The sequence below is a fragment of the Gemmatimonadota bacterium genome (genome assembly GCA_016714015.1).
Lineage (GTDB): Bacteria > Gemmatimonadota > Gemmatimonadetes > Gemmatimonadales > Gemmatimonadaceae > Pseudogemmatithrix.
This window is the reverse complement of the sequence record JADJNZ010000002.1, coordinates 117,770-138,548: the sequence shown is the minus strand read 5'-3', so window position 1 is coordinate 138,548 and position 20,779 is coordinate 117,770. Positions and strand designations below refer to the sequence as shown.

Annotated in this window: 19 protein-coding genes; 16 read left to right on the top strand and 3 right to left on the bottom strand. The window is 71.9% G+C overall.

Features of this window, described 5'->3' with window-relative positions:
* Positions 1-4: 4 nt before the first annotated feature.
* Positions 5-2,173, top strand: a complete 2,169-nt coding sequence (locus tag IPJ78_06945; protein ID MBK7906283.1) for a TonB-dependent receptor — start codon at positions 5-7, stop codon at positions 2,171-2,173.
* A 42-nt stretch (positions 2,174-2,215) separates the two neighbouring features.
* Complete coding sequence (locus tag IPJ78_06940; protein MBK7906282.1) at positions 2,216-2,806, top strand: SET domain-containing protein-lysine N-methyltransferase; 591 nt, start codon at positions 2,216-2,218, stop codon at positions 2,804-2,806.
* A 39-nt stretch (positions 2,807-2,845) separates the two neighbouring features.
* Here the strand turns inward: IPJ78_06940 and IPJ78_06935 are convergent, their stop codons facing one another.
* On the bottom strand, positions 2,846-3,343 hold the full coding sequence (locus tag IPJ78_06935; GenBank protein ID MBK7906281.1) for a peptidylprolyl isomerase: 498 nt from the start codon (positions 3,341-3,343) through the stop codon (positions 2,846-2,848).
* Between the two features lie 218 nt (positions 3,344-3,561).
* A complete protein-coding gene (locus tag IPJ78_06930) occupies positions 3,562-4,044 on the bottom strand; it encodes a hypothetical protein (protein ID MBK7906280.1) in 483 nt (160 codons plus the stop codon).
* A 123-nt stretch (positions 4,045-4,167) separates the two neighbouring features.
* Between IPJ78_06930 and IPJ78_06925 the strand changes: the two genes are divergently transcribed.
* The 5 genes from IPJ78_06925 (at position 4,168) to IPJ78_06905 (ending at position 9,115) form a co-directional block, all read left to right on the top strand.
* Entirely contained in the window at positions 4,168-5,685 is a 1,518-nt protein-coding gene (locus IPJ78_06925; GenBank protein ID MBK7906279.1) for a YifB family Mg chelatase-like AAA ATPase, read from the top strand.
* A 112-nt stretch (positions 5,686-5,797) separates the two neighbouring features.
* Complete coding sequence (gene larE / locus IPJ78_06920) at positions 5,798-6,649, top strand: ATP-dependent sacrificial sulfur transferase LarE (GenBank protein MBK7906278.1); 852 nt, start codon at positions 5,798-5,800, stop codon at positions 6,647-6,649.
* Entirely contained in the window at positions 6,649-7,305 is a 657-nt protein-coding gene (locus tag IPJ78_06915) for a hypothetical protein (GenBank protein MBK7906277.1), read from the top strand. Before larE ends, IPJ78_06915 begins: the two co-directional genes overlap by 1 nt.
* Complete coding sequence (locus IPJ78_06910; protein MBK7906276.1) at positions 7,302-8,672, top strand: sigma-54-dependent Fis family transcriptional regulator; 1,371 nt, start codon at positions 7,302-7,304, stop codon at positions 8,670-8,672. Before IPJ78_06915 ends, IPJ78_06910 begins: the two co-directional genes overlap by 4 nt.
* The gene (locus IPJ78_06905; protein ID MBK7906275.1) at positions 8,669-9,115 is read left to right on the top strand and encodes a hypothetical protein; all 447 of its coding nucleotides are present in this window, start codon (positions 8,669-8,671) and stop codon (positions 9,113-9,115) included. The genes IPJ78_06910 and IPJ78_06905 overlap by 4 nt, the downstream gene beginning before the upstream one ends.
* A 4-nt stretch (positions 9,116-9,119) precedes the next feature.
* Here the strand turns inward: IPJ78_06905 and IPJ78_06900 are convergent, their stop codons facing one another.
* Positions 9,120-9,662: a GNAT family N-acetyltransferase gene (locus IPJ78_06900; protein MBK7906274.1), complete on the bottom strand. Its 543-nt coding sequence runs from the start codon at positions 9,660-9,662 to the stop codon at positions 9,120-9,122.
* A 32-nt stretch (positions 9,663-9,694) separates the two neighbouring features.
* Between IPJ78_06900 and IPJ78_06895 the strand changes: the two genes are divergently transcribed.
* The 9 genes from IPJ78_06895 (at position 9,695) to IPJ78_06855 (ending at position 20,737) form a co-directional block, all read left to right on the top strand.
* The gene (locus tag IPJ78_06895) at positions 9,695-11,176 is read left to right on the top strand and encodes an aldehyde dehydrogenase family protein (GenBank protein MBK7906273.1); all 1,482 of its coding nucleotides are present in this window, start codon (positions 9,695-9,697) and stop codon (positions 11,174-11,176) included.
* A 271-nt stretch (positions 11,177-11,447) separates the two neighbouring features.
* The gene (lepB, locus tag IPJ78_06890) at positions 11,448-12,167 is read left to right on the top strand and encodes a signal peptidase I (protein ID MBK7906272.1); all 720 of its coding nucleotides are present in this window, start codon (positions 11,448-11,450) and stop codon (positions 12,165-12,167) included.
* Between the two features lie 82 nt (positions 12,168-12,249).
* Complete coding sequence (locus IPJ78_06885) at positions 12,250-13,122, top strand: RNA polymerase sigma factor RpoD/SigA (GenBank protein MBK7906271.1); 873 nt, start codon at positions 12,250-12,252, stop codon at positions 13,120-13,122.
* Positions 13,123-13,218: 96 nt separating this feature from the next.
* Positions 13,219-13,722, top strand: coding sequence for a YajQ family cyclic di-GMP-binding protein (locus IPJ78_06880; GenBank protein MBK7906270.1), 504 nt, complete (start codon positions 13,219-13,221; stop codon positions 13,720-13,722).
* Positions 13,719-15,113, top strand: coding sequence for a 30S ribosomal protein S12 methylthiotransferase RimO (gene rimO / locus IPJ78_06875; GenBank protein ID MBK7906269.1), 1,395 nt, complete (start codon positions 13,719-13,721; stop codon positions 15,111-15,113). Before IPJ78_06880 ends, rimO begins: the two co-directional genes overlap by 4 nt.
* Positions 15,110-16,495, top strand: a complete 1,386-nt coding sequence (locus IPJ78_06870; protein ID MBK7906268.1) for a SpoIID/LytB domain-containing protein — start codon at positions 15,110-15,112, stop codon at positions 16,493-16,495. The genes rimO and IPJ78_06870 overlap by 4 nt, the downstream gene beginning before the upstream one ends.
* Before the next feature lie 17 nt (positions 16,496-16,512).
* Positions 16,513-17,529 (top strand): Gfo/Idh/MocA family oxidoreductase, encoded by a 1,017-nt coding sequence (locus IPJ78_06865; protein MBK7906267.1) that lies wholly within the window; start codon positions 16,513-16,515, stop codon positions 17,527-17,529.
* Entirely contained in the window at positions 17,526-18,800 is a 1,275-nt protein-coding gene (locus IPJ78_06860) for a DUF4105 domain-containing protein (GenBank protein MBK7906266.1), read from the top strand. The genes IPJ78_06865 and IPJ78_06860 overlap by 4 nt, the downstream gene beginning before the upstream one ends.
* Positions 18,800-20,737 carry a hydantoinase/oxoprolinase family protein gene (locus tag IPJ78_06855; protein MBK7906265.1) on the top strand — a complete coding sequence of 646 codons (1,938 nt, stop codon included), beginning with the start codon at positions 18,800-18,802 and terminating at the stop codon, positions 20,735-20,737. Before IPJ78_06860 ends, IPJ78_06855 begins: the two co-directional genes overlap by 1 nt.
* Positions 20,738-20,779 lie beyond the last annotated feature (42 nt).

The window sequence follows — 20,779 nt, the reverse complement described above, 5'->3', positions numbered from 1 at the left end:
CCCCATGCGGCAGCCTGTCGCGGTCGTGCTCGCGGCGCTGTTCGTCCTCGCCGCGCCCCTCATCGCCCAGGTCCGGCCGGCGCCCTCGCGCGCCGACTCCCTCGGTGCCGACTCGGCGCGCGCCGCCCAGCGCGCGCAGGCGCTGGTCCCCATGCGCGTGGAGGTCACCCGTGCGCCGGCCACCGACGACCGGACGCCGTGGGCCGTCGCGACGCAGGATGCGCGGGCGCTGCGGCGCGGGCAGGCGACGCTCGGCATCGACGAGGCCCTCGCGAGCATTCCCGGCGTCGTCGTGTCCAACCGGTACAACTACGCGATCGATCAACGCCTCTCCATCCGCGGCGCCGGCAGCCGCGCGAACTTCGGGCTCCGGGGCGTGAAGGTCCTGCTCGACGGGGTGCCGCAGTCGCTCCCCGACGGACAGAGCCAGCTCACGAACATCGACCTCGCCGCGATCGGCGGCGTGGAAGTGCTCCGCGGCGCGGCCTCGTCGCTCTACGGCAACGGGTCGGGCGGCGTGCTCTCCTTCACCACCGACCTCGCCGCACCCGACCGACTCGGCGCGACGGTCCGCGCGACGGCCGGCAGCTTCGGCATGTCGAAGCTCCAGCTCCGCGCGAGCGGGCGCACGGCGTCAAGCGTCGGTGCGCTCTCCGTGTCGCGCACCACCCTCGACGGGTTCCGGCAGAACAGCCAGGCCGATACGCGACAACTGACCGGCGCCGTCGATCACGCCCTCGGCGACGGCGTGACCCTCTCGCTGCGCGCGGGGACGGCCGAGACGCCGCTCGCGCTCAATCCCGGCGCGCTGACGCTCGCGGAGTACCTGGCGGTGCCGGACAGCGCGGCGTTGAACAACGTGCGACGCGGCGCGCGCCGCGCCGTCTCCCAGCGGTTCCTCTCGTTGCGCGCGCACGGCGGGGATGCCGCGACGACCTGGAGTGCCTCGGTCTACGGCCAGCGGCGCTTCGTGGACAACCCGCTCGCGACCGCACCGCCGGCTCCGGCGGGGGCGACGAACGGAACGCGCGGGCTCATCGACCGGCGCGTGACCGGGCTCCGGCTCGACGGATCGCGCGCGCTCGCGGGGGCGTGGCGCCCCAGGCTCTCCGTGGGGCTCGACTTGCAACGCTCGCACGACACGCGCACCAACCAGCGCACGACCGGAGGCCGCACCGCGCTGCCGACCGATACGGTGTTCGTCAGGCAGGGCGAGACCGTCACGAGCGTCGGGCCGTCGGCGCAGCTCCAGTTCGACCCGGCGGAGCGCCTGACGGTGAGCGTGGGGGCACGATGGGACCGGATCGGCTTCCGCGTGGCGGACGAGTTCCTCGGCGACGGCGACGACGACAGCGGGGCGCGCACGATGACCGCGGCGAGCGGGCATGCGGGCGTCGTGTGGCGGATCGCCGACGCGTTCGCGCCGTACGCGAACGTCGCGAGCGCGTTCGAGACGCCGACGACGACGGAGCTCAACGCGCGTGAGGACGGGGCGGGCGGGTTCAACGGCTCGCTCGGGCCGCAGCGGATCCGTTCGCTCGAACTCGGTGCGCGCGGACGGGTGGGGGCGCGCCTGACCTACGAGGTCGCGGTCTTCGAGTCGGGGGCGCGCGATGCGATCGTGCAGTTCCTCGAGGTCGGCGGTCGCGCCTTCTTCCGCAATGCGGGGCGCACACGGAACCGCGGGGCGGAACTCGGCCTGACCGGCGCGGTGACCGACTGGCTCACGGCGCGCGGGGCGTACACCATCGCGGACTACCGTTTCACGGACTACGCGGTGCCGAGTGCGTCGCTGCCGGCGCCGGCGCTCGACACGCTCGACGGCAACCGGTTGGCAGGGGTGCCGGAGCGCACGTGGCGGCTGGCCCTCCTGGCGACGGCGCGCGGCTTCTCGTTCGATATGGAGCAGTCGTGGCAGGGACCGGCATGGGGGAACGACGCCAACACGGTGCGCGTGGACGACTGGGGGCGTGGCCAGCTGAACCTGCGCGCCACATGGCGCGGGACGTGGGGTGGACGGCATGTGGAGCCCTTCGTCGCGGTGCAGAACGCGCTCGACACGCGCTACGTCGGGGCGATCTCGCTCAACGGGTTCGGGGGCCGCGTCTTCGAGCCGGCGCCGGGACGCAACTGGTACGCGGGGCTCGAGATCGGGACGCCGATCCTGCGCTGACCCGCTTCAATGCACCGGACGGGTGCGATTAGTATTCGCGCCATGACCAAGTCACTCCCGTTCGAAGTCCGTTCGTCGTCGCTCGCCGGCAAGGGCGCGTTCGCGATCCGTCCCATCCGGAAGGGCGAGCGCATCATCGAGTACGTCGGTGAGCGCATCCCGCATCCGCTCGCCGACGAGCGGTACGATGACGATGCGATGGAGGAGCACCACACGTTCCTCTTCACCGTGTCGAGCCGCACGGTGATCGACGCCACGCACGGCGGGAACGAGTCGCGCTACATCAATCACTCCTGCGAGCCCAACTGCGAGACCGAGATCGATCGCGGCCGCGTGTTCATCTTCGCGCTGCGCGACATCGCGGTGGGCGAGGAACTCGCGTACGACTACGGGTACGAGCGGAGCGGGGACGAGACCGAGCATGACGAGCGGAAGTACCGGTGCCTGTGCGGCACGCGCTCCTGCCGCGGGTCGATCATGGAGCCCAAGTCGGAGTTCGAGAAGCGCCAGCGTGCCGCGGCGCGCAAGAGGGCCAAGGCGCGTCGCGAGCGGGAGCAGACCAAGGAGCGCTACCGCTCCGGGCGGGCGAGCGCGACCAAGGGACGGAAGACGAAGGCGAAGTCCGCGCGGTGACCGCGTGAGGCCCGCTGAGCGCGATCGCCCGCGCGGACGCTAGCGCGCGGCGGGGCCGTAGACCCGCACGACGCGCGCGCGGACGATGCGGTCGAGCAGCGGGAAATCCTTGGCGAGATACGGCTCCCCTTCGGCGCCGATGCGTTGCTGCGTCGGGCCCTGTCCCGCGGGGGCGCCCTCCCCGTAACCGGTGTGGAGCTGATCGACGACCTCCATTCCGCGCACGACCTCGCCCACCGGCGCGAAGCTCGTCGCATCGAGGCGCGCATTGTCGCGCAGGTTCACGAAGAGCTGCGCCGTCCGCGTGTTCGCGCCGCCGGCGGCGAAGGTGACCGTGCCGCGCCGGTTGCTCTCGCGCACCGGGTCGTCCTGGATGCGCGCGCTCCACTCGCGGCGCCGCGCGGTGTCGGCGGGGATGCCCCACTGGATGACGAACCCGCGCAAGGCGCGGAAGAAGCGCGCACCGTCGTAGTAGCCGCTCGCGACGACCTGTCCCACCCGCACGGCGCCGAGCGGGGCCCACTCCTTCCGCAGCATCACCTCGAAGTCGCCCTTGCTCGTGACGAAGCGGACGAGCACCGAGTCGGCGGCGGCGATCGTCGCGGTGTCGGGCGGCGTCGCGAGCTCGGGCTCGACGCGCGGCACGACGGCGGCCGGAAGCGTCGTGCCGCCAGCGCTCGCGCACGCGGCGACGCCGAGCAGGAGCAGGCCGCTGGCGGCGCGCGCCAGCCGGCGGTGGATGCGGACGGGTCGGATCACAGGATGTCCCCTCGGAACTCGAGCTTGAGCACGCGCTTCCGCTCCACCGCACCGTTGCGGTAGTCGAACGGCACGGAGATGCGCTGCGGCCCTTCGACGGTGCCGTCGAGCATGCGCACCCCCCGCATCTCGCTCGACGAGTCGGCGAGGAAGCGGATCGAGGTGCCGGTCACCTCATAGCGCCCCGTCACCGTCATCGACTGGATGGGTGCCTGCCGGCTGCGGGCGCCCGAGGTGCTCAGCGTGCGCTTGAACCGCACCGCGGCGCGGAAGCGGTTCCCCGAGCGCAGCGAGAGCACCAGCCGCTCGAACTCCACGAGATAGGTCGTGCCGTCGTCGTCGGTGACCCGGTCGGCGAGCGGGAGCGGCGCGTTGTCGATGCGCATCGCGAGGTACGACCCGGCCCGCTGCGCCTGCGCCGCGCGCGGCACGCCGACAACGAGGACGAGCGCGAGCAGCAGGAGGGCAGGGCGGCGCATGGCTCGAAGCTAGGGTGAGGGTGCATCGGGTGGAAGAGACGCGGCCGTCGCGGCCCGCGGGGATCCGAACCGGTCGGCGATGGGGCGGTGACGATCCTCCGCGTGATACCCCGATCTTCGCGCATGCTCTCCGCCATCCGCTCCGCCGCCGTCCTCGGCATCGAGGCCTTCGCCGTCACCGTCGAGGTCGACGCCGCACCCGGCCTTCCGGGCTGGACCATGGTCGGCCTGCCCTCCGGCTCGGTGAAGGAGGCGCGCGAGCGCGTCGGCGCGGCGCTCGTCAACGCCGGATTCACGCTTCCCCCGCGACGCTGGACGGTGAACCTCTCGCCCGCCGATGTCCGGAAGGAGGGCACGGCCTTCGACCTGCCGGTCGCGATCGGCGTCCTCGTCGCGAGCGGACAGCTCGACGCCGCGGCGGCCGACGGGTTGCTCTTCGCCGGTGAGCTCGGTCTCGATGGGACGGTGCGCCCCATCCGCGGTGCGCTGCCTCTCGCGCGTGCCGCGCGCGACACCGACGCCCGCGCGCTCGTCCTTCCCGCCGCGAACGCGAATGAGGCGGCGCTGCTGCGCGACGTGCGACTCGCCCCCTGCCGCACGCTCGCGGAGCTCGTCGACGCGCTGCGCGCCGGTCGCCTCCCCGACGCCCCGGTGGCCCCGGCGCCGGACGATCCCGCACCGGACACCGACTTCGCCGAGGTCGTGGGGCAGCGCATCGCGAAGCGCGCGCTCGAGCTCGCCGCGGCGGGCGGGCACAATGCCTTCCTCGTCGGCCCGCCCGGGGCGGGGAAGACGATGCTCGCGCGGCGGCTGACGTCGATCCTGCCGCCGCTCGATGACGACGCGCTGCTCGAGGTCGTGGCCATCCATTCCGTCGGCGGGATCCTCCCGGCGGGGGCCGCACCGGTGCGCATGCCGCCCTTCCGGGCGCCGCATCACACCATCTCGCTCGCCGGCCTGATCGGCGGAGGGCCGGGACCGCGGCCCGGCGAGGTGAGTCTCGCCCACCGCGGCGTGCTCTTCCTCGACGAGATGCTCGAGCTCCCGCGGTACGTGCTCGATGCCATGCGCCAGCCGCTCGAGGATGCGCGCGTGGTCATCGCCCGCGCGGCGCACGCGGTCGCCTTCCCGGCGCGGTTCCTCCTCATCGGCGCGGCGAACCCGTGTCCCTGCGGCTTCGATGGCGATGCGACCGGTCGCTGCCGATGCTCGGCGGCCGACATCGCGCGCTATCGCGGTCGCCTCTCGGGACCGCTCGCCGATCGCATCGACTTGCACGTGCGCGTCGGTGCGGTGGCGCTCGCCGACCTCGGTGCGGCAGCGCGCGAGGAGACCTCCGCGACGATCCGGGCGCGCGTGGCGGCCGCCCGCGCGCGTCAGCGGGAGCGCTATCGTGTGCTGCCCGGCATCCTCTCCAACGCCGACGCGCCGGGGCGCTGGCTCCAGGCGCATGGCGGCCTCACCGACGGGGCGCGCGACCTCCTCTCCACCGCCGCGGAGCGCCTCAAGCTCTCGGCGCGCGCCTATCATCGCACGCTGCGCGTCGCGCGGACGGTGGGTGATCTCGTCGGCGAGGAGCGCATCGAGCCCGGCGCCATCGCGGAGGCGCTCATGTTCCGGCCCGCGGTCGATCCGGGGTGAGATGCCCACGGGCCGCGCCCACGGGCCGCGCCCACGGGCGGCGCTCGCGGCGCGGCGTCCGATCGCCCGCCTCGGCCTGCCACATCGCGAGGGGGGCAATAGCTTTCTCGCGATGCCCTCCCCCGATATCGCCGCCGACGCGGTCGCCAAGGAATCGCGCCTCGCCGACTGGTTCCGCGCCCATGGCTCCGCGCTCATCGGCTTCTCGGGCGGCGTGGACTCGGCGTATCTCGCCTGCGTCGCGCTCGAGACGCTCGGGGCGGAGCGCACGCTCGCGGTGATCGGGCGCAGCGCGTCCTATCCGGCCGCGCAGTGGGCGCGCGCGCGCGAGGTCGCGGATCGCTTCGGCGTGCCGGTGCTCGAGGTCGACACCGACGAGATGAACGATCCGCGCTACGCCGCGAACCCGGTGAACCGCTGCTACTTCTGCAAGAGCGAACTCTGGGGCCGGCTGGCACCGATCGCCGCGGCGCGCGGGCTGGCCGTCGTCGTGGACGGGACCAACGCCGACGACCTCGGGGACCATCGGCCCGGGGCACAGGCGGCGCGTGAGCGCGGGGTCCACTCGCCGCTCGCCGAACTCGGGTTCACCAAGGACGAGATCCGCGCGCGCTCGGCGGCGCGCGGCATCCCCACGTGGGACCAGCCGTCGTCGCCCTGCCTGAGCTCGCGGCTGCCGTACGGCACCGCGGTGACCTCGCTGCGCCTGCGGCGCGTGGAGGAGGCGGAAGCGGCGCTGCGGGCGCTCGGCATCGAGGGGAACCTGCGCGTGCGCTACTTCGGGGACCTCGCGAAGGTGGAACTCGACCCCGGGCCGCGGACGTATTGGAGCGTGGGGGACGCGCGCGCGCGGCTCGAGGCGGCGGTGCGCGCCGCCGGCTTCACCGAGGTGGAGGTGGATCCGCGCGGCTTCCGCTCGGGTGGGCTCAACGTGCTGGCCGGGATCCTCCCGGGGGGCGACTGATGTTCAAGTTCATGTTCAGGATGGGGTGTCTGCTGGTCCTCGCCGCGATCGGCGCGGCCGCGTGGTACACGCGGGACCGGTGGATGCCCAAGGCGAAGCAGGCGATCGCGGTCGAGGCGCCCGCCGACACGGCGGGGTGGAAGCCGATCACGCCCGCCGGCGGCGCGCGCGCGAAGGAGCGCATCGCCGCGCTCGGCCGCCGCGGCGGGCCGGCCTACGTCACCCTCACCGCCTCCGAGTTCGCCGCCTACGTGCTCGGCTCGGCGCTGAGCGAGGTCGCGAAGCAGGACACCGCGACCCAGGCGATCGTCGAGAACGGCAAGCTCTACATCCGCACGCGCATCCGCCTCTCCGACATCGGCGGGAAGGATGCGCTCGGGCCCGTGGCGCGGCTGTTCAAGGACACCGAGCCGCTCCTCGTGGGCGGCACGCTCTCCGCGGTGCGGCCGGGGCTCGCGCAGTTCCGCCTGAAGGAGGTCGCGGTGCGCAACATCGAGGTGCCGCGATCGGTGGTCGGCGCGCTCGTCCGGCGCTGGAGCCCCGGCGCCCGTCCCGACAGCCTCGCGACGGACGGATTGCCGGTCACGCTCCCGAATGACGTCGTCGACCTGCGCCTGCAGAACGGCAAGGTGACGCTCTACAAGAAGACCGAATGAGCCGGAAGGTCCTGATCGTCGATGACGAGCCGGGGATCCGCGCCGCGCTCTCGCAGCTCCTCGAGTACGAGGGGTACGAGGTGCGGGCGGTCTCGAGCGGCAAGGAGGGGCTCTCGATGTACGAGAGCTTCCATCCGCAGCTCACCTTCCTCGACGTGAAGATGGCGGGGATCGACGGCCTCGAGACGCTGAAGCGGCTCCGGGCGCACGATCCCGCCGCGGTCGTCGTGATGATCTCCGGGCACGCGAGCATCCAGGACGCCGTGGCCGCGACCAACCTCGGCGCGTACGACATCCTCGAGAAGCCGCTCGACACCGACCGCATCCTCGTCACGCTGCGCAACGCGATCGGGCACCTCGACCTGCGCGAGGAGAACGAGCGGCTCCGGGCGAAGGTGGAGAAGCACGGCGAGATCGTCGGACGGTCGCAGGCGATCCGTTCCCTCGTGGACCAGATCGGCCGCGTCGCGGGGACCCAGGCGCGCGTGCTCGTCACCGGCGAGAACGGCACCGGCAAGGAGCTCGTCGCGCGCGCCGTGCATGCGCAGAGCCCGCGCGCCACGGGGCCGTTCATCGAGGTCAACTGCGCGGCGATCCCGAGCGAACTCATCGAGAGCGAGCTGTTCGGGCACATGAAGGGCTCGTTCACCGGGGCGATCGCCGACCGCGCCGGCAAGTTCGAGCAGGCCGACGGGGGCACGCTCTTCCTCGACGAGATCGGCGACATGTCCGCCTCGGCGCAGGCGAAGGTGCTGCGCGTGCTGCAGGAGGGCGAGGTGACGCGCATCGGCGGGAACAAGGTGCGCAAGGTCGACGTCCGCGTCGTCGCCGCGACCAACAAGCGGCTCGAGGACGAGATCCGCGAGGGCCGCTTCCGCGAGGACCTCTACTATCGCCTCAACGTGGTGCCCATCACCGTCCCGGCGTTGCGCGAGCGGCGGGAGGACATCCCGATGCTCGTGCAGCACTTCGTGACGCGACTCTCCGCCGAGGGGCAGGTGCCGCCCAAGCCGCTGGAGCCCGCGGCGGTGGAGCAGCTCGCGGCGCACGACTGGCCGGGCAACGTGCGCGAACTGCGCAACACGGTGGAGCGCCTGTTGATCCTCGCGCAGGGACCGCGCGTGACCGCGGCCGATGTCGACCGTCTCGTCGGCGCGCGGGCGGGCGCACCGGATGGCGTGCTCGCGGGGCTCGAGCAGTACGCGACCTGGGAGCAGTTCAAGCTCGCCGCCGAGCGGGCCTTCCTGCAGGTGAAGCTGCGGCAGTACGACTGGAACGTCGCCGAGACGGCGCGTGCGCTCGACATGCCGCGCTCGAACCTCTACAAGAAGATCGAGCGCCATGGCCTGGCGCGGGAGCACGCGTGAGCGACAAGAACTGGGACGAGGAACTCAAGAAGATCGACAAGCAGATGGAGCGAGTGAGCGACGAGGCGATGTTCCCGACCAAGGGCGCGCCGACCCCCGCGGCGAAGGCGCAGGCCGTGGGGATGCAGGCGACGACCTCGACCTTCGGCGTCTTCGCGCGGCTCTCGCTCGCGGTCGCGCTCGGGGTCGGCATGGTGTTCTGGCCCTACTCGGCGCGTTGCGGGCTCGGGCTCGCGGGTTATCTCGGCGCGGTCGTGGCGCTCGTCGTCGCCGGGACGTGGTCGAGCATCTGGACGTGGCGGCATCGCGCGGCCAAGGCCCACACGCTCTCGCTGCTGCTCGTGTTGTGGGGGCTGGTGCTGGGCGCGATCGACGTGCTCCCGCGCACCGGATACGCCATCCCCACCCAGGCGCACCCGGCGGGCTGGGCGTGCACCGAGTGAGGCCTCAGCGGGCGAGTCGCATCACCAGGCAATCGTCCGCGCCGAACCAGCGCCGCTCGACCGCCACGAAGCCCAGTCGCGCGTAGAACGCGATCGCGCGCACGTTCGACGCGAGCGGGTCGATCACGATCGCCGTCTCGTCGGGCGTCGCGAAGCACTTCGCGATCGCCAGCTGCATCATCTCGGTCCCGAGCCCGCGACCACGATCCGCGGGCGCCCCGATCCAGATGTCGATCGCGCGGAGGCCGGGGGGCACATCGCCCCAGTAGCGGGACGTCTCGCGGTGCGGGTCAATGATGTCGAGGAACCCGATCGGCCGCCCGTCCTCCTCGGCGATCATCGGTTCGCGCCAGTCGGGCACCTGCGCCAGCTCCTCCTCCCAGTGCCAGTCGTCGTTCGGGTCCGAGCTCACCACGTCCGGATCGTCGTCCCACCGGCGGAGCAGGGGGACGTCGGCGAGGGTGGCGGGGCGCAGGCGCACGGGCACCCCGGAGTCTGGCGACCGCGCGCGCGGCCGGACAAGGGGAGCGATCCGCCCCGCACCCATCGCCGGTCCTCGCCCTGTTATCTTTCCCGGCTATGACGACCTTCAAGAATTTCATCAACGGCGAGTGGGTGGCCCCCTCCACCGACGCCTGGTTCGAGAACACCAATCCGGCGAACACCGCCGACGTGATCGGCCGCTTCCCCAAGTCCGGCGCGGCGGACGTGCAGCGCGCCGTCGAGTCGGCCAAGCGCGGCTTCGAGCGCTGGAAGCGCATGCCGGCCCCCGCCCGTGGCGACATCCTCCGCCGCGTCGGCGAGATCCTCTCCGCGCGCAAGGAGGAACTCGCCGACCTGATGACCCGCGAGATGGGCAAGCCGCTCGCCGAGACGCGTGGCGACGTGCAGGAGGGCATCGACACGGCCTTCTACGCCGCGGTCGAGGGACGCCGCCTCTTCGGGCACACGGTCCCCAGCGAACTCCGCTCCAAGTGGGCGATGAGCTTCCGCCGCCCGATCGGTGTCGCCGGCATCATCACGCCGTTCAACTTCCCGCTCGCCATCCCGACGTGGAAGATGTTCCCCGCGCTCGTCTGCGGGAACGCTTGCATCTTCAAGCCGGCCGAGGACGTGCCGCACACCGGCCATGTCCTCGTCGAGATCCTCCTCGAGGCGGGGCTGCCGCCCGAGGTGATCCAGCTCGTGCACGGCGACGGCGAGGTGGGGAAGGCGATCGTCGACCATCCGGAGATCCCGCTCCTCTCGTTCACGGGCTCGACGGAGACGGGAAGCAAGGTCGGCGAGACCGCCGGCCGCATGCACAAGCGCCTCTCGCTGGAGATGGGCGGCAAGAACGCGCAGATCGTGCTCGACGACGCGAAGCTCGACCTCGCGCTCGACGGCGTCCTCTGGGGCGCCTTCGGCACGACGGGCCAGCGCTGCACCGCGACGAGCCGCCTGATCCTGCAGGACGGGATCCACGACCAGTTCCTCGCCAAGCTCAAGGAGCGCGCGAGCCAGCTGAAGCTCGGTGACGGCCGCAAGGCGGGGACCGACGTCGGCCCGGTGATCCACGCCGACTCGATCTCGAAGATCGAGCGCTACGTGGAGATCGGCCTGAGCGAAGGCGCCGAGCTCGTGATGGGCGGCCAGCGCGCGCACGGCGCGGGCCTGGAGAAGGGCTTCTTCTTCCAGCCGACGATCTTCGCCGGCGTGAAGGCGGGGATGCGCATCGAGCAGGAGGAGATCTTCGGCCCGGTCCTGAGCGTCATCCGCGTGAAGGATGCGGACGAGGCGTTCAAGGTGAACAACGGCGTGAAGTACGGCCTCTCGTCGTCGCTCTACACGCAGGACGTGAACCTCGCCTTCCGCGCCATCAACGAGCTCGACAACGGCATCACCTACATCAACGCCCCGACCATCGGCGCCGAGGCGCACCTGCCGTTCGGCGGCGTGAAGCAGACCGGCAACGGCCACCGCGAGGGCGGATGGGAGGTCTACGAGTTCTACTCGGAGACGAAGGTGGCGTACCTCGATTACAGCGGTAGCCTGCAGCGGGCCCAGATCGACAACTACTGAGTAGAAAGCTGAAGGCTGAAGGAGGAAGGAAGAAAGACGCACGCAACACCAGAGGGGCACCCTTGACCGAGCGTCGAGGGTGCCCCTCTTCGCATCCCGCACCCCGCATCCCGCATCCGAGATCCCCGCCCGTCCAGGGACGATGCGGAGGGGCCCCGCATCCGGCCCCCACCCCGTACCCCGTACCGCCCGTACGCCCCGCATCGCCGTTCGCCCTCCGCATCCCGCCCCCTGCCCGTCCCCGCATCGCCGGTGTATATCCTGAAGGACGATGAGCGATCAGGCCCCCGCATCCCCCAAGTCTCGCCGCATCGGCGCCGTCCTCTGGGACTGGGCCAAATCCGTCCAGCTCGCCATCCTGATCTTCCTCCTCGCCCGCGCCTTCCTGTTCGAGATGTTCAAGATCCCGAGCGGATCGATGGAAGGCACCCTGCTCGTCGGCGACTTCCTCATCGTCAACAAGCTCCTCTACGGCGCGGAAGTCCCAGTCCTGAATGAGCGCCTCCCCGCCGTCCGCGCCCCCGGCGTCGGTGACGTCGTCGTCTTCCAGTGGCCCGAGGATCCCACCAAGAACTTCGTCAAGCGCCTCGTCGGCATGCCACGCGACACGCTCGAGATGAAGCAGGGCATCCTCTATCGCAACGGCATCGCCCAGCGCGAACGCTACGCCACGCATCGGGACCTCGATTTCGATCCCGCCGCCGAGGACTTCCGCTGGCAGCGCGACTACGTCGCCCCCGGCATCGACGTGCGGCGATATCATCCGTCCCGCAACAATTGGGGCCCGCTCGTCGTGCCCCTCGCGCACTACTTCATGCTGGGTGACAATCGGGACAACTCGCTCGACAGCCGGTACTGGGGCTTCGTGCATGACTCGCTCGTCCGCGGCAGCCCCGTCATGGTCTACTACAGCTACTCCCCCGACACCGCGGAGGCCTTCGACTGGCTGACGCGTGTCCGCTGGAAGCGGCTGGGCGAACGGATCCAGTGAGGGCCGGGCGGGGGGTGCTTCCGTCGCCTCGCGCGGCACTGCACATTCCCGTCGACGGTCCACCCCCACGGACCAACGGAGCATGCGCGTGAGACGGACGAACGGCACGCCGCACAAGCGGCACCTGCATGACGAGGGCTCGCTCGACCAATACCTGCGCGACATCAGCGTCTTCCCGCTGATCTCGCGCGAGGAGGAGGTGCGCCTCGCCCAGCGGATCCGCACCGACGACCAGGAGGCGCTCGACACCCTCGTGCGCTCCAACCTCCGCTTCGTCGTGTCGGTCGCCAAGAAGTACCAGAACCAGGGCGTCTCCCTCTCCGACCTGATCAACGAGGGCAACCTCGGCCTCATCCGCGCCGCCCACAAGTTCGACGAGACCAAGGGGATCAAGTTCATCTCCTACGCCGTCTGGTGGATCCGGCAGGCGATCCTCCAGGCCCTCGCCGAGCAGAGTCGCATCGTGCGGGTGCCCCTCAACCGCGCCGGCGCGCTGCACCGCATCGGCAAGCGCGCCAACGCGCTCCTCCAGGAGCTGGGCCGCGAGGCGACGCACGCCGAGATCGCCGACGGGATGGAGATCACGGAGGAGGAGGTCGCCAAGACGATGGCGATCTCGCAGACCCACCTCTCGCTCGACGCGCCGATGTCGCCGGGCGAGGACAACCGCCTCCTCGACTACCTGCCCGACACGCAGAGCGCGACGCCCGATCAGGAGACCGAGGACAAGGCGCTCTCCGAATCGGTCCACGAGGCGCTCGCCGGCCTGAAGGAGCGCGAGTCCAAGATCCTGCGCCTCTACTTCGGACTCGACGGGTCCGACCCGATGACCCTCGAGCAGATCGGCGCCGTGCTGAACATCACGCGCGAGCGGGTGCGCCAGATCAAGGAGAAGGCGCTGTCGAGGCTGCGTCACGTCTCGCGGGCGCGGGCGCTCGAATCCTACCTGGGATGAAGGCGGAAGGGTGAAGGAGGAAGGCTGAGCGGATTTCCGGACCCCGGGGAGGTATCTTTCCCCCTTCATCCTTCAGCCTTCAGCCTAGACCGTCCCATGTCCAAGGACGCCAGTTTCGACATCACGACCTCCGTCGACCTGCAGGAGGTCGACAATGCCGTCAATCAGTCGGCCAAGGAGATCGCGCAGCGCTACGACTTCAAGGACGCGAAGCTCGCGACCGTCGAGCTCAAGCGCGCCGAGGGGCTCATCAAGCTCTCGAGCGACACCGACATGCGGCTCCGCGCCATGTGGGACATCCTGCAGTCCAAGCTCATCAAGCGCGGCGTGCCGGTGAAGAACCTTGATGCGGGCGAGCCGACGCCCGGCGGCGGCGACACCTGGCATCGCGACATCACCCTCAAGCAGGCCCTCGACGGCGAGACATGCAAGAAGGTCGTCGCCGCCATCAAGGCGCAGAAGTTCAAGAAGGTGCAGGCCTCCATCCAGGGTGACACCGTCCGCGTCGTCAGTCCGTCGCGCGACGAGTTGCAGGCGGTCATGACCTTCCTGCGCGGCGAGGACTTCGACGTCCAGCTCGGCTTCGGCAACTACCGATGAGATTCCGCGTCATCACCCTGGGCTGCGACAAGAACACCGTCGACAGCGAGCGCTACCTGGCGCAGCTCGTCGATCATGGTGGGGTCCAGGTCGATGACGCCGCGGACGCCGAGCTGATCATCGTCAACACCTGCGGCTTCATCGACGCGGCCAAGGCCGAGTCGATCGATGCCATCGTCGCCGCCGGCCGCATGAAGGAGCAGGGGAGCGCCACCGCGGTCGTCGCGGTCGGCTGCATGGTCGAGCGCCACAAGCAGGAACTCGTCGAGGCGCTCCCCGAGGTCGACCTCTTCCTCGGCGCCTCCGAAGGGGATCGTCTCATCCCGCTGCTCCACGAGCGGGGACTCATCGGCGACCCGGTCACGCAGCACCCGGGCGTCCGGCTCTACGCGGGCGACACGCCGTTCGTGCGCTACCTCAAGGTGAGCGAGGGCTGCGATCACGGCTGCGCCTTCTGCGCGATCCCGCTCATGCGCGGGAAGCACCGCTCCTTCGCGCTCGACGACATCGTGAAGGAGGCGCAGCTCCTCGAGCTGCAGGGCGCGCGCGAGGTGAACCTCGTCGCGCAGGACCTCGCGCACTGGGGGCGCGACCTCCGCGATCGTCCCGAGCGGCTCCCCGAGCTGCTCGAGGCGCTGCTCCGCGAGACGTCGATCCCGTGGCTCCGCAACATGTACCTCTACTCGGCGGGCATCACGCCGCGCCTGCTCGAGGTCATCGCCGGGGCGCCGCGCATCACGCGCTACCTCGACATGCCGATCCAGCATGCGAGCGATGCCGTGCTGGAGCGGATGCGGCGGCCGGAGCGCCAGCGGTCGATCCGCGAGAAGGTCGCGCGCTTCCGCGACGCCGTCCCCGGCGTCGCGATCCGCACCACCACCATCGTCGGCTTCCCCGGGGAGACCGAGGCGGACTTCCAGCAGTTGCTCGCCTTCCTCCGCGAGATCGAGTTCGAGCGCGTGGGCGTCTTCACCTACTCGCCGCAGGACGGGACGCGCGGCGCCGAGCTCGACGACGATGTCCCCGAGATCGTGAAGCGCGAGCGGCTCGAACAGGTGCAGGAACTCCAGCGACACATCACGGCCGAACGCTACGAGTGGCGCATCGGGCAGGTGGCGCCGGCGCTGGTGCTCGAAGCGGGGACGGGCGCCGAGCCCGCGATCGCGCGAATGCCGTGGCAGGCCGACGACATCGATGGCGTGACGCGTGTCGTCACCGACGCCGCGCCAGGGAGCCTCATCGAGGTCGAGGTCACCGAGGTGGTCGACGACTACGACTTCGAGGCGCGGGCGCTCGGCCTGCTGTCGGCACCGCCGCCGCGCGCACCCGAGGGACGGCAGGGCCGTGCCCTGCCGATGGCGGGCGCGTCGATGGGGAGCTTCGGCCGGTGAACGTGACGCGGCACGGGCCGACGCTGGTCCTGGCCGTCCTCGTCGCGCTGGCCGCCTGCTTCTCGCGGCCGTATCCGGAGGAGGGCGGCTCGCTCTTCCCCGGTCCGCGACAGGAGCCGCCGCGCACCGCGGTCGACACCGCGCCCGCGATCGACCCGCTCCCGCAGGATCTCGCGCCTCCCGCACCCGTGGCCGGCACCGGTCCGCTGGTGCGCGTGGGCCTGCGCGTCGCGCGCGACACCGCCCGCCTGGACGCCACGACGGCCTGGCGACTCCTCGATGCGCAGGGCGGCGTGCTCGTGCGCGCGCGCGCGACCGAGCGGTGGCACATCGAGCGCCGCGGTGCGCAGCTCCGCGCCGCGCGCGCCGACGGCATCGCGACCGGGTGGCAGGACGCTCCGCTCATGCAGTTCCCGGACGAGGGCGGCGAACTCCGCGTGGCGGCCAAGGGGTATCGCGGCGCGATCGCCTGGGTCGCGACCGACAGCGGCGTGCTGGCGGTGAACCACGTCCAGCTGGAGGACTACCTCCGCGGGGTGGTGCCGCTCGAGATCGGCGAGCGGTCGCCGGGGGAACGCGCCGCGGTGCAGGCGCAGGCGATCGCGGCCCGGTCGTACGTGGTGACGCGCCTGCTGCAGGCGCGCGCCGGGATCGCACGGAGTCCGGACTTCGAGGTCGTGGCGTCGGTCGGCGACCAGGTCTACGGTGGGCGCGGCGCGGAGCGGCCGCTCGCCGACGAGGCCGTCGCGGCCACGGCGGGGCTCGTCCTGCGCATCGGGACACGGGTGGTGAATGCGCCATTCTATTCGACCTGCGGGGGCGAGACGGCGGCCGCCGAGGAGGTGTGGCGCACCGGGGGCGAGTCGCACCTGCACCGCGTGAGTGACCGTATCCCCGGCACCGACCGGTTCTACTGCGACATCGCCCCGCGGTTCGCTTGGACGCGCGCCTGGACGGCCGCTGAGCTCGACGCCGTGGTGCGGCGCTATCTCGGCGCCTACGCCGCGGTCGGCGGCAGTGGTCCCGGGAAAGTGACCGACATCACCATCGAGGACCGCACGCCGAGCGGCCGGGTAGGGACGTTGGTCATCCGCACCGACCGGGGCAGCTATCGCCTGCGCGGGAACGACTCGCGCTCGGTTCTGCGCTCGACCGGTGGCGAGCTGTTGAACAGCTCGTATTTTTCGGTGACGACCGAGCGCGACGACGGGCGCTTGGTCCGGGCGGTGATCCGCGGCAACGGGTACGGGCATGGCGTGGGGATGTGCCAGTGGGGCGCGATCGGTCGCGCGCGCACCGGGCAGGACGTCCGCACGATCCTTCGTACCTACTATCCCGGCACCATCGTCGGCCCGGTCCCCCCCGGGCAACTCACCCCGTAAGTCCGGAACCCACCGCCGTGCCGCCCACTCCCACTTCGTCGCTGCGCATCGGGGTCCTCGGCCTCGGGGCCATCGCCCAGACCGCGCATCTGCCGGTGCTCAGCAAGATGCGCGGCGTCCAGCTCGCCGCGCTCTGTGACAACGATGCCGCGAAGGCCCGGTCGCTCGCCCAGCGCTTCGGCGTGCGCGACATCTGCACCGACGTCGAGGAACTGCTCGAGCTGAAGGACATCGATGCGGTCGTGGTGACCACGCCCAACCACCTGCACGAGGTGCACGTCCTCTCGGCGTTGCGCGCGCGGAAGCACGTGATGTGCGAGCGGCCGTTGGGCATCGGCGCGCGGGCCATCGAGCGGATCATCACGGCGGCGGAGAAGGCGAAGAAGGTGGTGATGGTCGCGAACAACCATCGCTTCCGGCTCGATGCGCAGGCGCTCGACGGCTTCGTGCGCGGCGGGGAACTCGGCAAGATCCGCTCGGTGCGCGCCGGCGCCTATCGACGGCGCGTGCAGCAGGCCCCCTGGCGGCTGCGCCGCGCCGAGGCCGGCGGCGGTGCCTTCCTCGAGCTCGGCCTGCCGCTGCTCGACCTCGCCGGCTGGTTGCTCGACTTCCCGCGCGTCGAGCGCGTGAGCGCCACCATGGAGCGCGGACGCGGCGCGAACGCGGTCGAGGAGTCGGCGATCGTGCTCATCGAGTGCCAGGGCGGCTTCACGGTCACCATCGACGTGCACGCCAACTACGTCGGCGAGGACCAGCGCTGGTGGTTCGAGCTCATCGGCACCTCCGGCTCGGCGCGGCTCAATCCGCTGCGGCTCATCAAGGAGATCCACGGCACGCCGGTGGACGTCTCGCCCACCGGCGCGCAGATGCGCGACACGGCCTTCATCCAGAGCTACCGCTCCGAACTCGCGCACTTCGTCGCCGTCGCGCGCGGGGATGCGCCGTACGAGCCACCGCGCGACCAGATCCGCGTGTACAAGCTGCTCGACATGATCTACAAGGCGGCCGACGACGCGAAAGAGCTGCGGCCGTGAGGGTGGCACGTGCGGCGCGCGGGGCCCTGCTCGTGCTCGGCATGCTCGCGGCGCGCGGTCGGATGCTCCACGCGCAGGCCGCCAACGCGGCCGACCCGTTCCCGTTCGGGGGCGCCTCCCTCCGGGTCTCGGTCCTCACCATCGGCCCCGGGAACGAGGTCTTCGAGCGGTTCGGGCACAACGCGCTCCGCATCCAGGACGCGCTCTCCGGGATGGATCTCGCCTACAACTGGGGGATGTTCTCGTTCGAGGATCCCAACTTCCTCGGACGGTTCCTGAGCGGCGACACGCGCTACTGGGTCGAGGCGTTCCCCTCGTCCTGGCTCATCGAGGCGTACGCGTCCCAGGACCGGAAGGTGACCGAGCAGGTCCTCGCCCTCACCGAGGCGCAACGCACGGCGATCGCCGCGCTGGTGGTCGAGAACGCCCGGCCCGACCGGAAGTTCTATGCCTACGACTACTACCGCGACAACTGCTCCACGCGCGTGCGTGACGCGCTCGACGCCGTCCTCGGCGGCGCGCTGCGGAAGCGCTTCACGATCATGACCACCGAGTGGTCGTATCGCTCCGAGTCGGTGCGCCTCACCACGCCGGACGGACTCGCGCAGGCGGGGATCGAGCTCGCGCTCGGGCCCCGCGCCGACATCCCCATGACCGCGTGGCAGGCGATGTTCATCCCGATGCGCCTCAGGGATTACCTGCGCGACGTCACGGTGCCCGGCGCGGATGGTGCGCCGGTGCCGCTCGTGGCATCGGAGGCCGTCCTGTTCGAGGCGAAGCGGGCGCCCGAGCCGGCCGAACGGCGCGGCCTCACGCTCGGCGCCTGGGGACCCATCCTCGGGGCCTGGATGCTGCTGCTCACGCCGCTGGCCGCTGCGCAGCGCCGTCGCACCCGCATTCCCGCGGCCGTCATGGCCTCGCTCTGGTACGGCCTCACCGGCCTCGTCGGCGCGATCATCCTCGCGATGTGGCTCGGGTCGGCGCACGTCTTCTGGTATCGCAACTACAACCTGCTCCTCGTCTCGCCGCTCGGTCTCGTCGCGATGGTGCCGGTGGCGCGGGCGATCCTGCGGGGCCGCGCCACGCCGGTCGCACAGGGCTTCGTGCTCGCGATGCTCGCGCAGTGCGCCCTCGCGCTCGTCGCGACGCTCCTCGGCCCGCAGCGGCTCGCCGGACCGCTCCTCCTCCTGCTGCCGGCGCATCTCGGACTCGCGGTCGCCTTCTGGCGCCACACGACGCCCGGCGCCGCGCACACGCCCGCGGCGCCCTGATGGCCGCCCGCGGCCTTGCCGCAGGGGTCGACGTCGGCGGCACCTTCACCGACTGCGCCGCGATCGACACGGAGGGCGTGGTGCGCGCCTCGAAGGTGCTCACCACGCCGGAGGACCAGGGTGTCGGCGTGGTGGCCGCGCTCACCGCCCTCGGCGAACCGGCTGGTGCCGTGACGCGGCTCGTGCACGGCACCACCGTCGTGACGAACCTGCTCCTCGAGCGGACGGGCGCGCGGGTCGTCCTCTGCGCGACCGCCGGCGCCACCGACCTCCTCGAACTCCGTCGTCAGGATCGCGCCGCGCTCTACGACCTCGCGGCACAGCATCCCGCGCCGCTCGTGCCTTCCGAGCGGGTGGTCGCCGTGGACGAACGGCGTGAACCGGGGCGCGTGGCGAAGGCGCTCACGCCGGACGAGATGCGCCGCGTGGTGACCGACGCCCTCGCGCTCGCGCCGGATGTGGTCGTCGTCGCGCTGCTCCATGCGTACGAGGACGCCGCGCACGAGCAGGCACTGGCCGACGCGTTCCGTGCCGCGGCTCCCGCCCTCACCGTCGTGCTCGCCACCGACGTCCTGCCCGAGATCCGGGAGTACGAGCGCACCGCGACCGCCGTCGCCGAGGGATATGCGCGGCCCGGCGTGCAACGGTACCTCGAGCGGCTCGGCGACCGGTTGCGGGCCGCGCGATTCCCCGCGCCCGCCGTCATGACCTCCGGCGGCGGGATGCGGGCCGCGGCCGATGCGGCGCAGCATGCGGCCTCGCTCGCGCTCTCGGGGCCGGCCGGTGGCATCGTCGGCGCGGCCGCGGTGCTGCGGGCCGCCGGTATCGCCAACGGCCTCACGATCGACATCGGCGGCACCAGTGCCGATGCCGGGCTCATCCTCGGCGGTGAACCGCTCGTCGAGGCGGGCGGTGCGGTGGCCGGCGTGCCGATCGCATTGCCGCGCGTGCTCGTCGAGACGGTCTCTGCCGGTGGCGGCAGCATCGCGTGGATCGACGAAGGGGGCGCGTTGCGCGTGGGGCCGCGCAGTGCCGGCGCGCGCCCCGGCCCCGTCGCGTTCGGCCGCGGCGGCACCGAGCCCACCGTGACCGATGCGCAGATCGTCCTCGGCCGCATCGGCTCCGGCGGGTGGAGCGGGGGCGTGGCGCTCGACGTCATCGCGGCGCGCGCCGCCATCGGCCGGCTCGCCGATCGATTGGGCGCCGGCGCCGAGCGCACCGCCGAGGCGATCATCGGCGCGGCCGACGCGGAGATGGCGCGGGCGCTGCGCCGCGTGAGCGTGGACCGCGGCGTCGACCCGCGCGACTGCGCGCTCGTCGGCTTCGGGGGTGGCGGGCCGTTGCACGCCTGCGCGCTCGCCGACGCGCTCCGCATGCGGACGGTGCTGGTGCCGCCCTTCGCCGGCGTGCTGAGCGCGGTGGGGCTCGCCATCGCGCCCGAGCGGCGCGAGGTGGCGATGAGCCTCCTCGCGCCGGCGAGCGCGCTCGGGGCGCCGGCCTTCCGCGCGGCGTGCGACGCGCTCGCCGCGCGGGTGGCGGGAGCGGAGCGACGCTGGTCGCTGCGGATGCGCTACGTCGGACAGGGACACGAACTCGAGGTGCGCGGTGCTCCGGGCGACGCGGGCGACGACCTCGCCGCACGGTTCGAGGCCGCGCACCAGGCGCTCTACGGCTTCACCCTCGCGCGTCCCGTCGAGAGCGTCTCGCTGCGGCACGTCGCGAGCGACCCCGGTGCACGGGCGGTCTTCGCGCGCGACGCGGCGCGCGAGGCGTACGACGACGTGCGCGACATCGACCATGGCGGCCCTGCCGCGGTGTCGACGCTCTCCGGTCCCCGCGCCGTCACCTTGCCGGACGCGACGCTCTGGATCGCGACGGGCTGGCGCGCCAGCGCGCTCGCCATCGGCGGCTGGCGCCTCGACCGGGAGGACGCGTGAGCGAAGGTCCCGTCGCGCTCGATCCGCTCGAGCTCTCCGTCT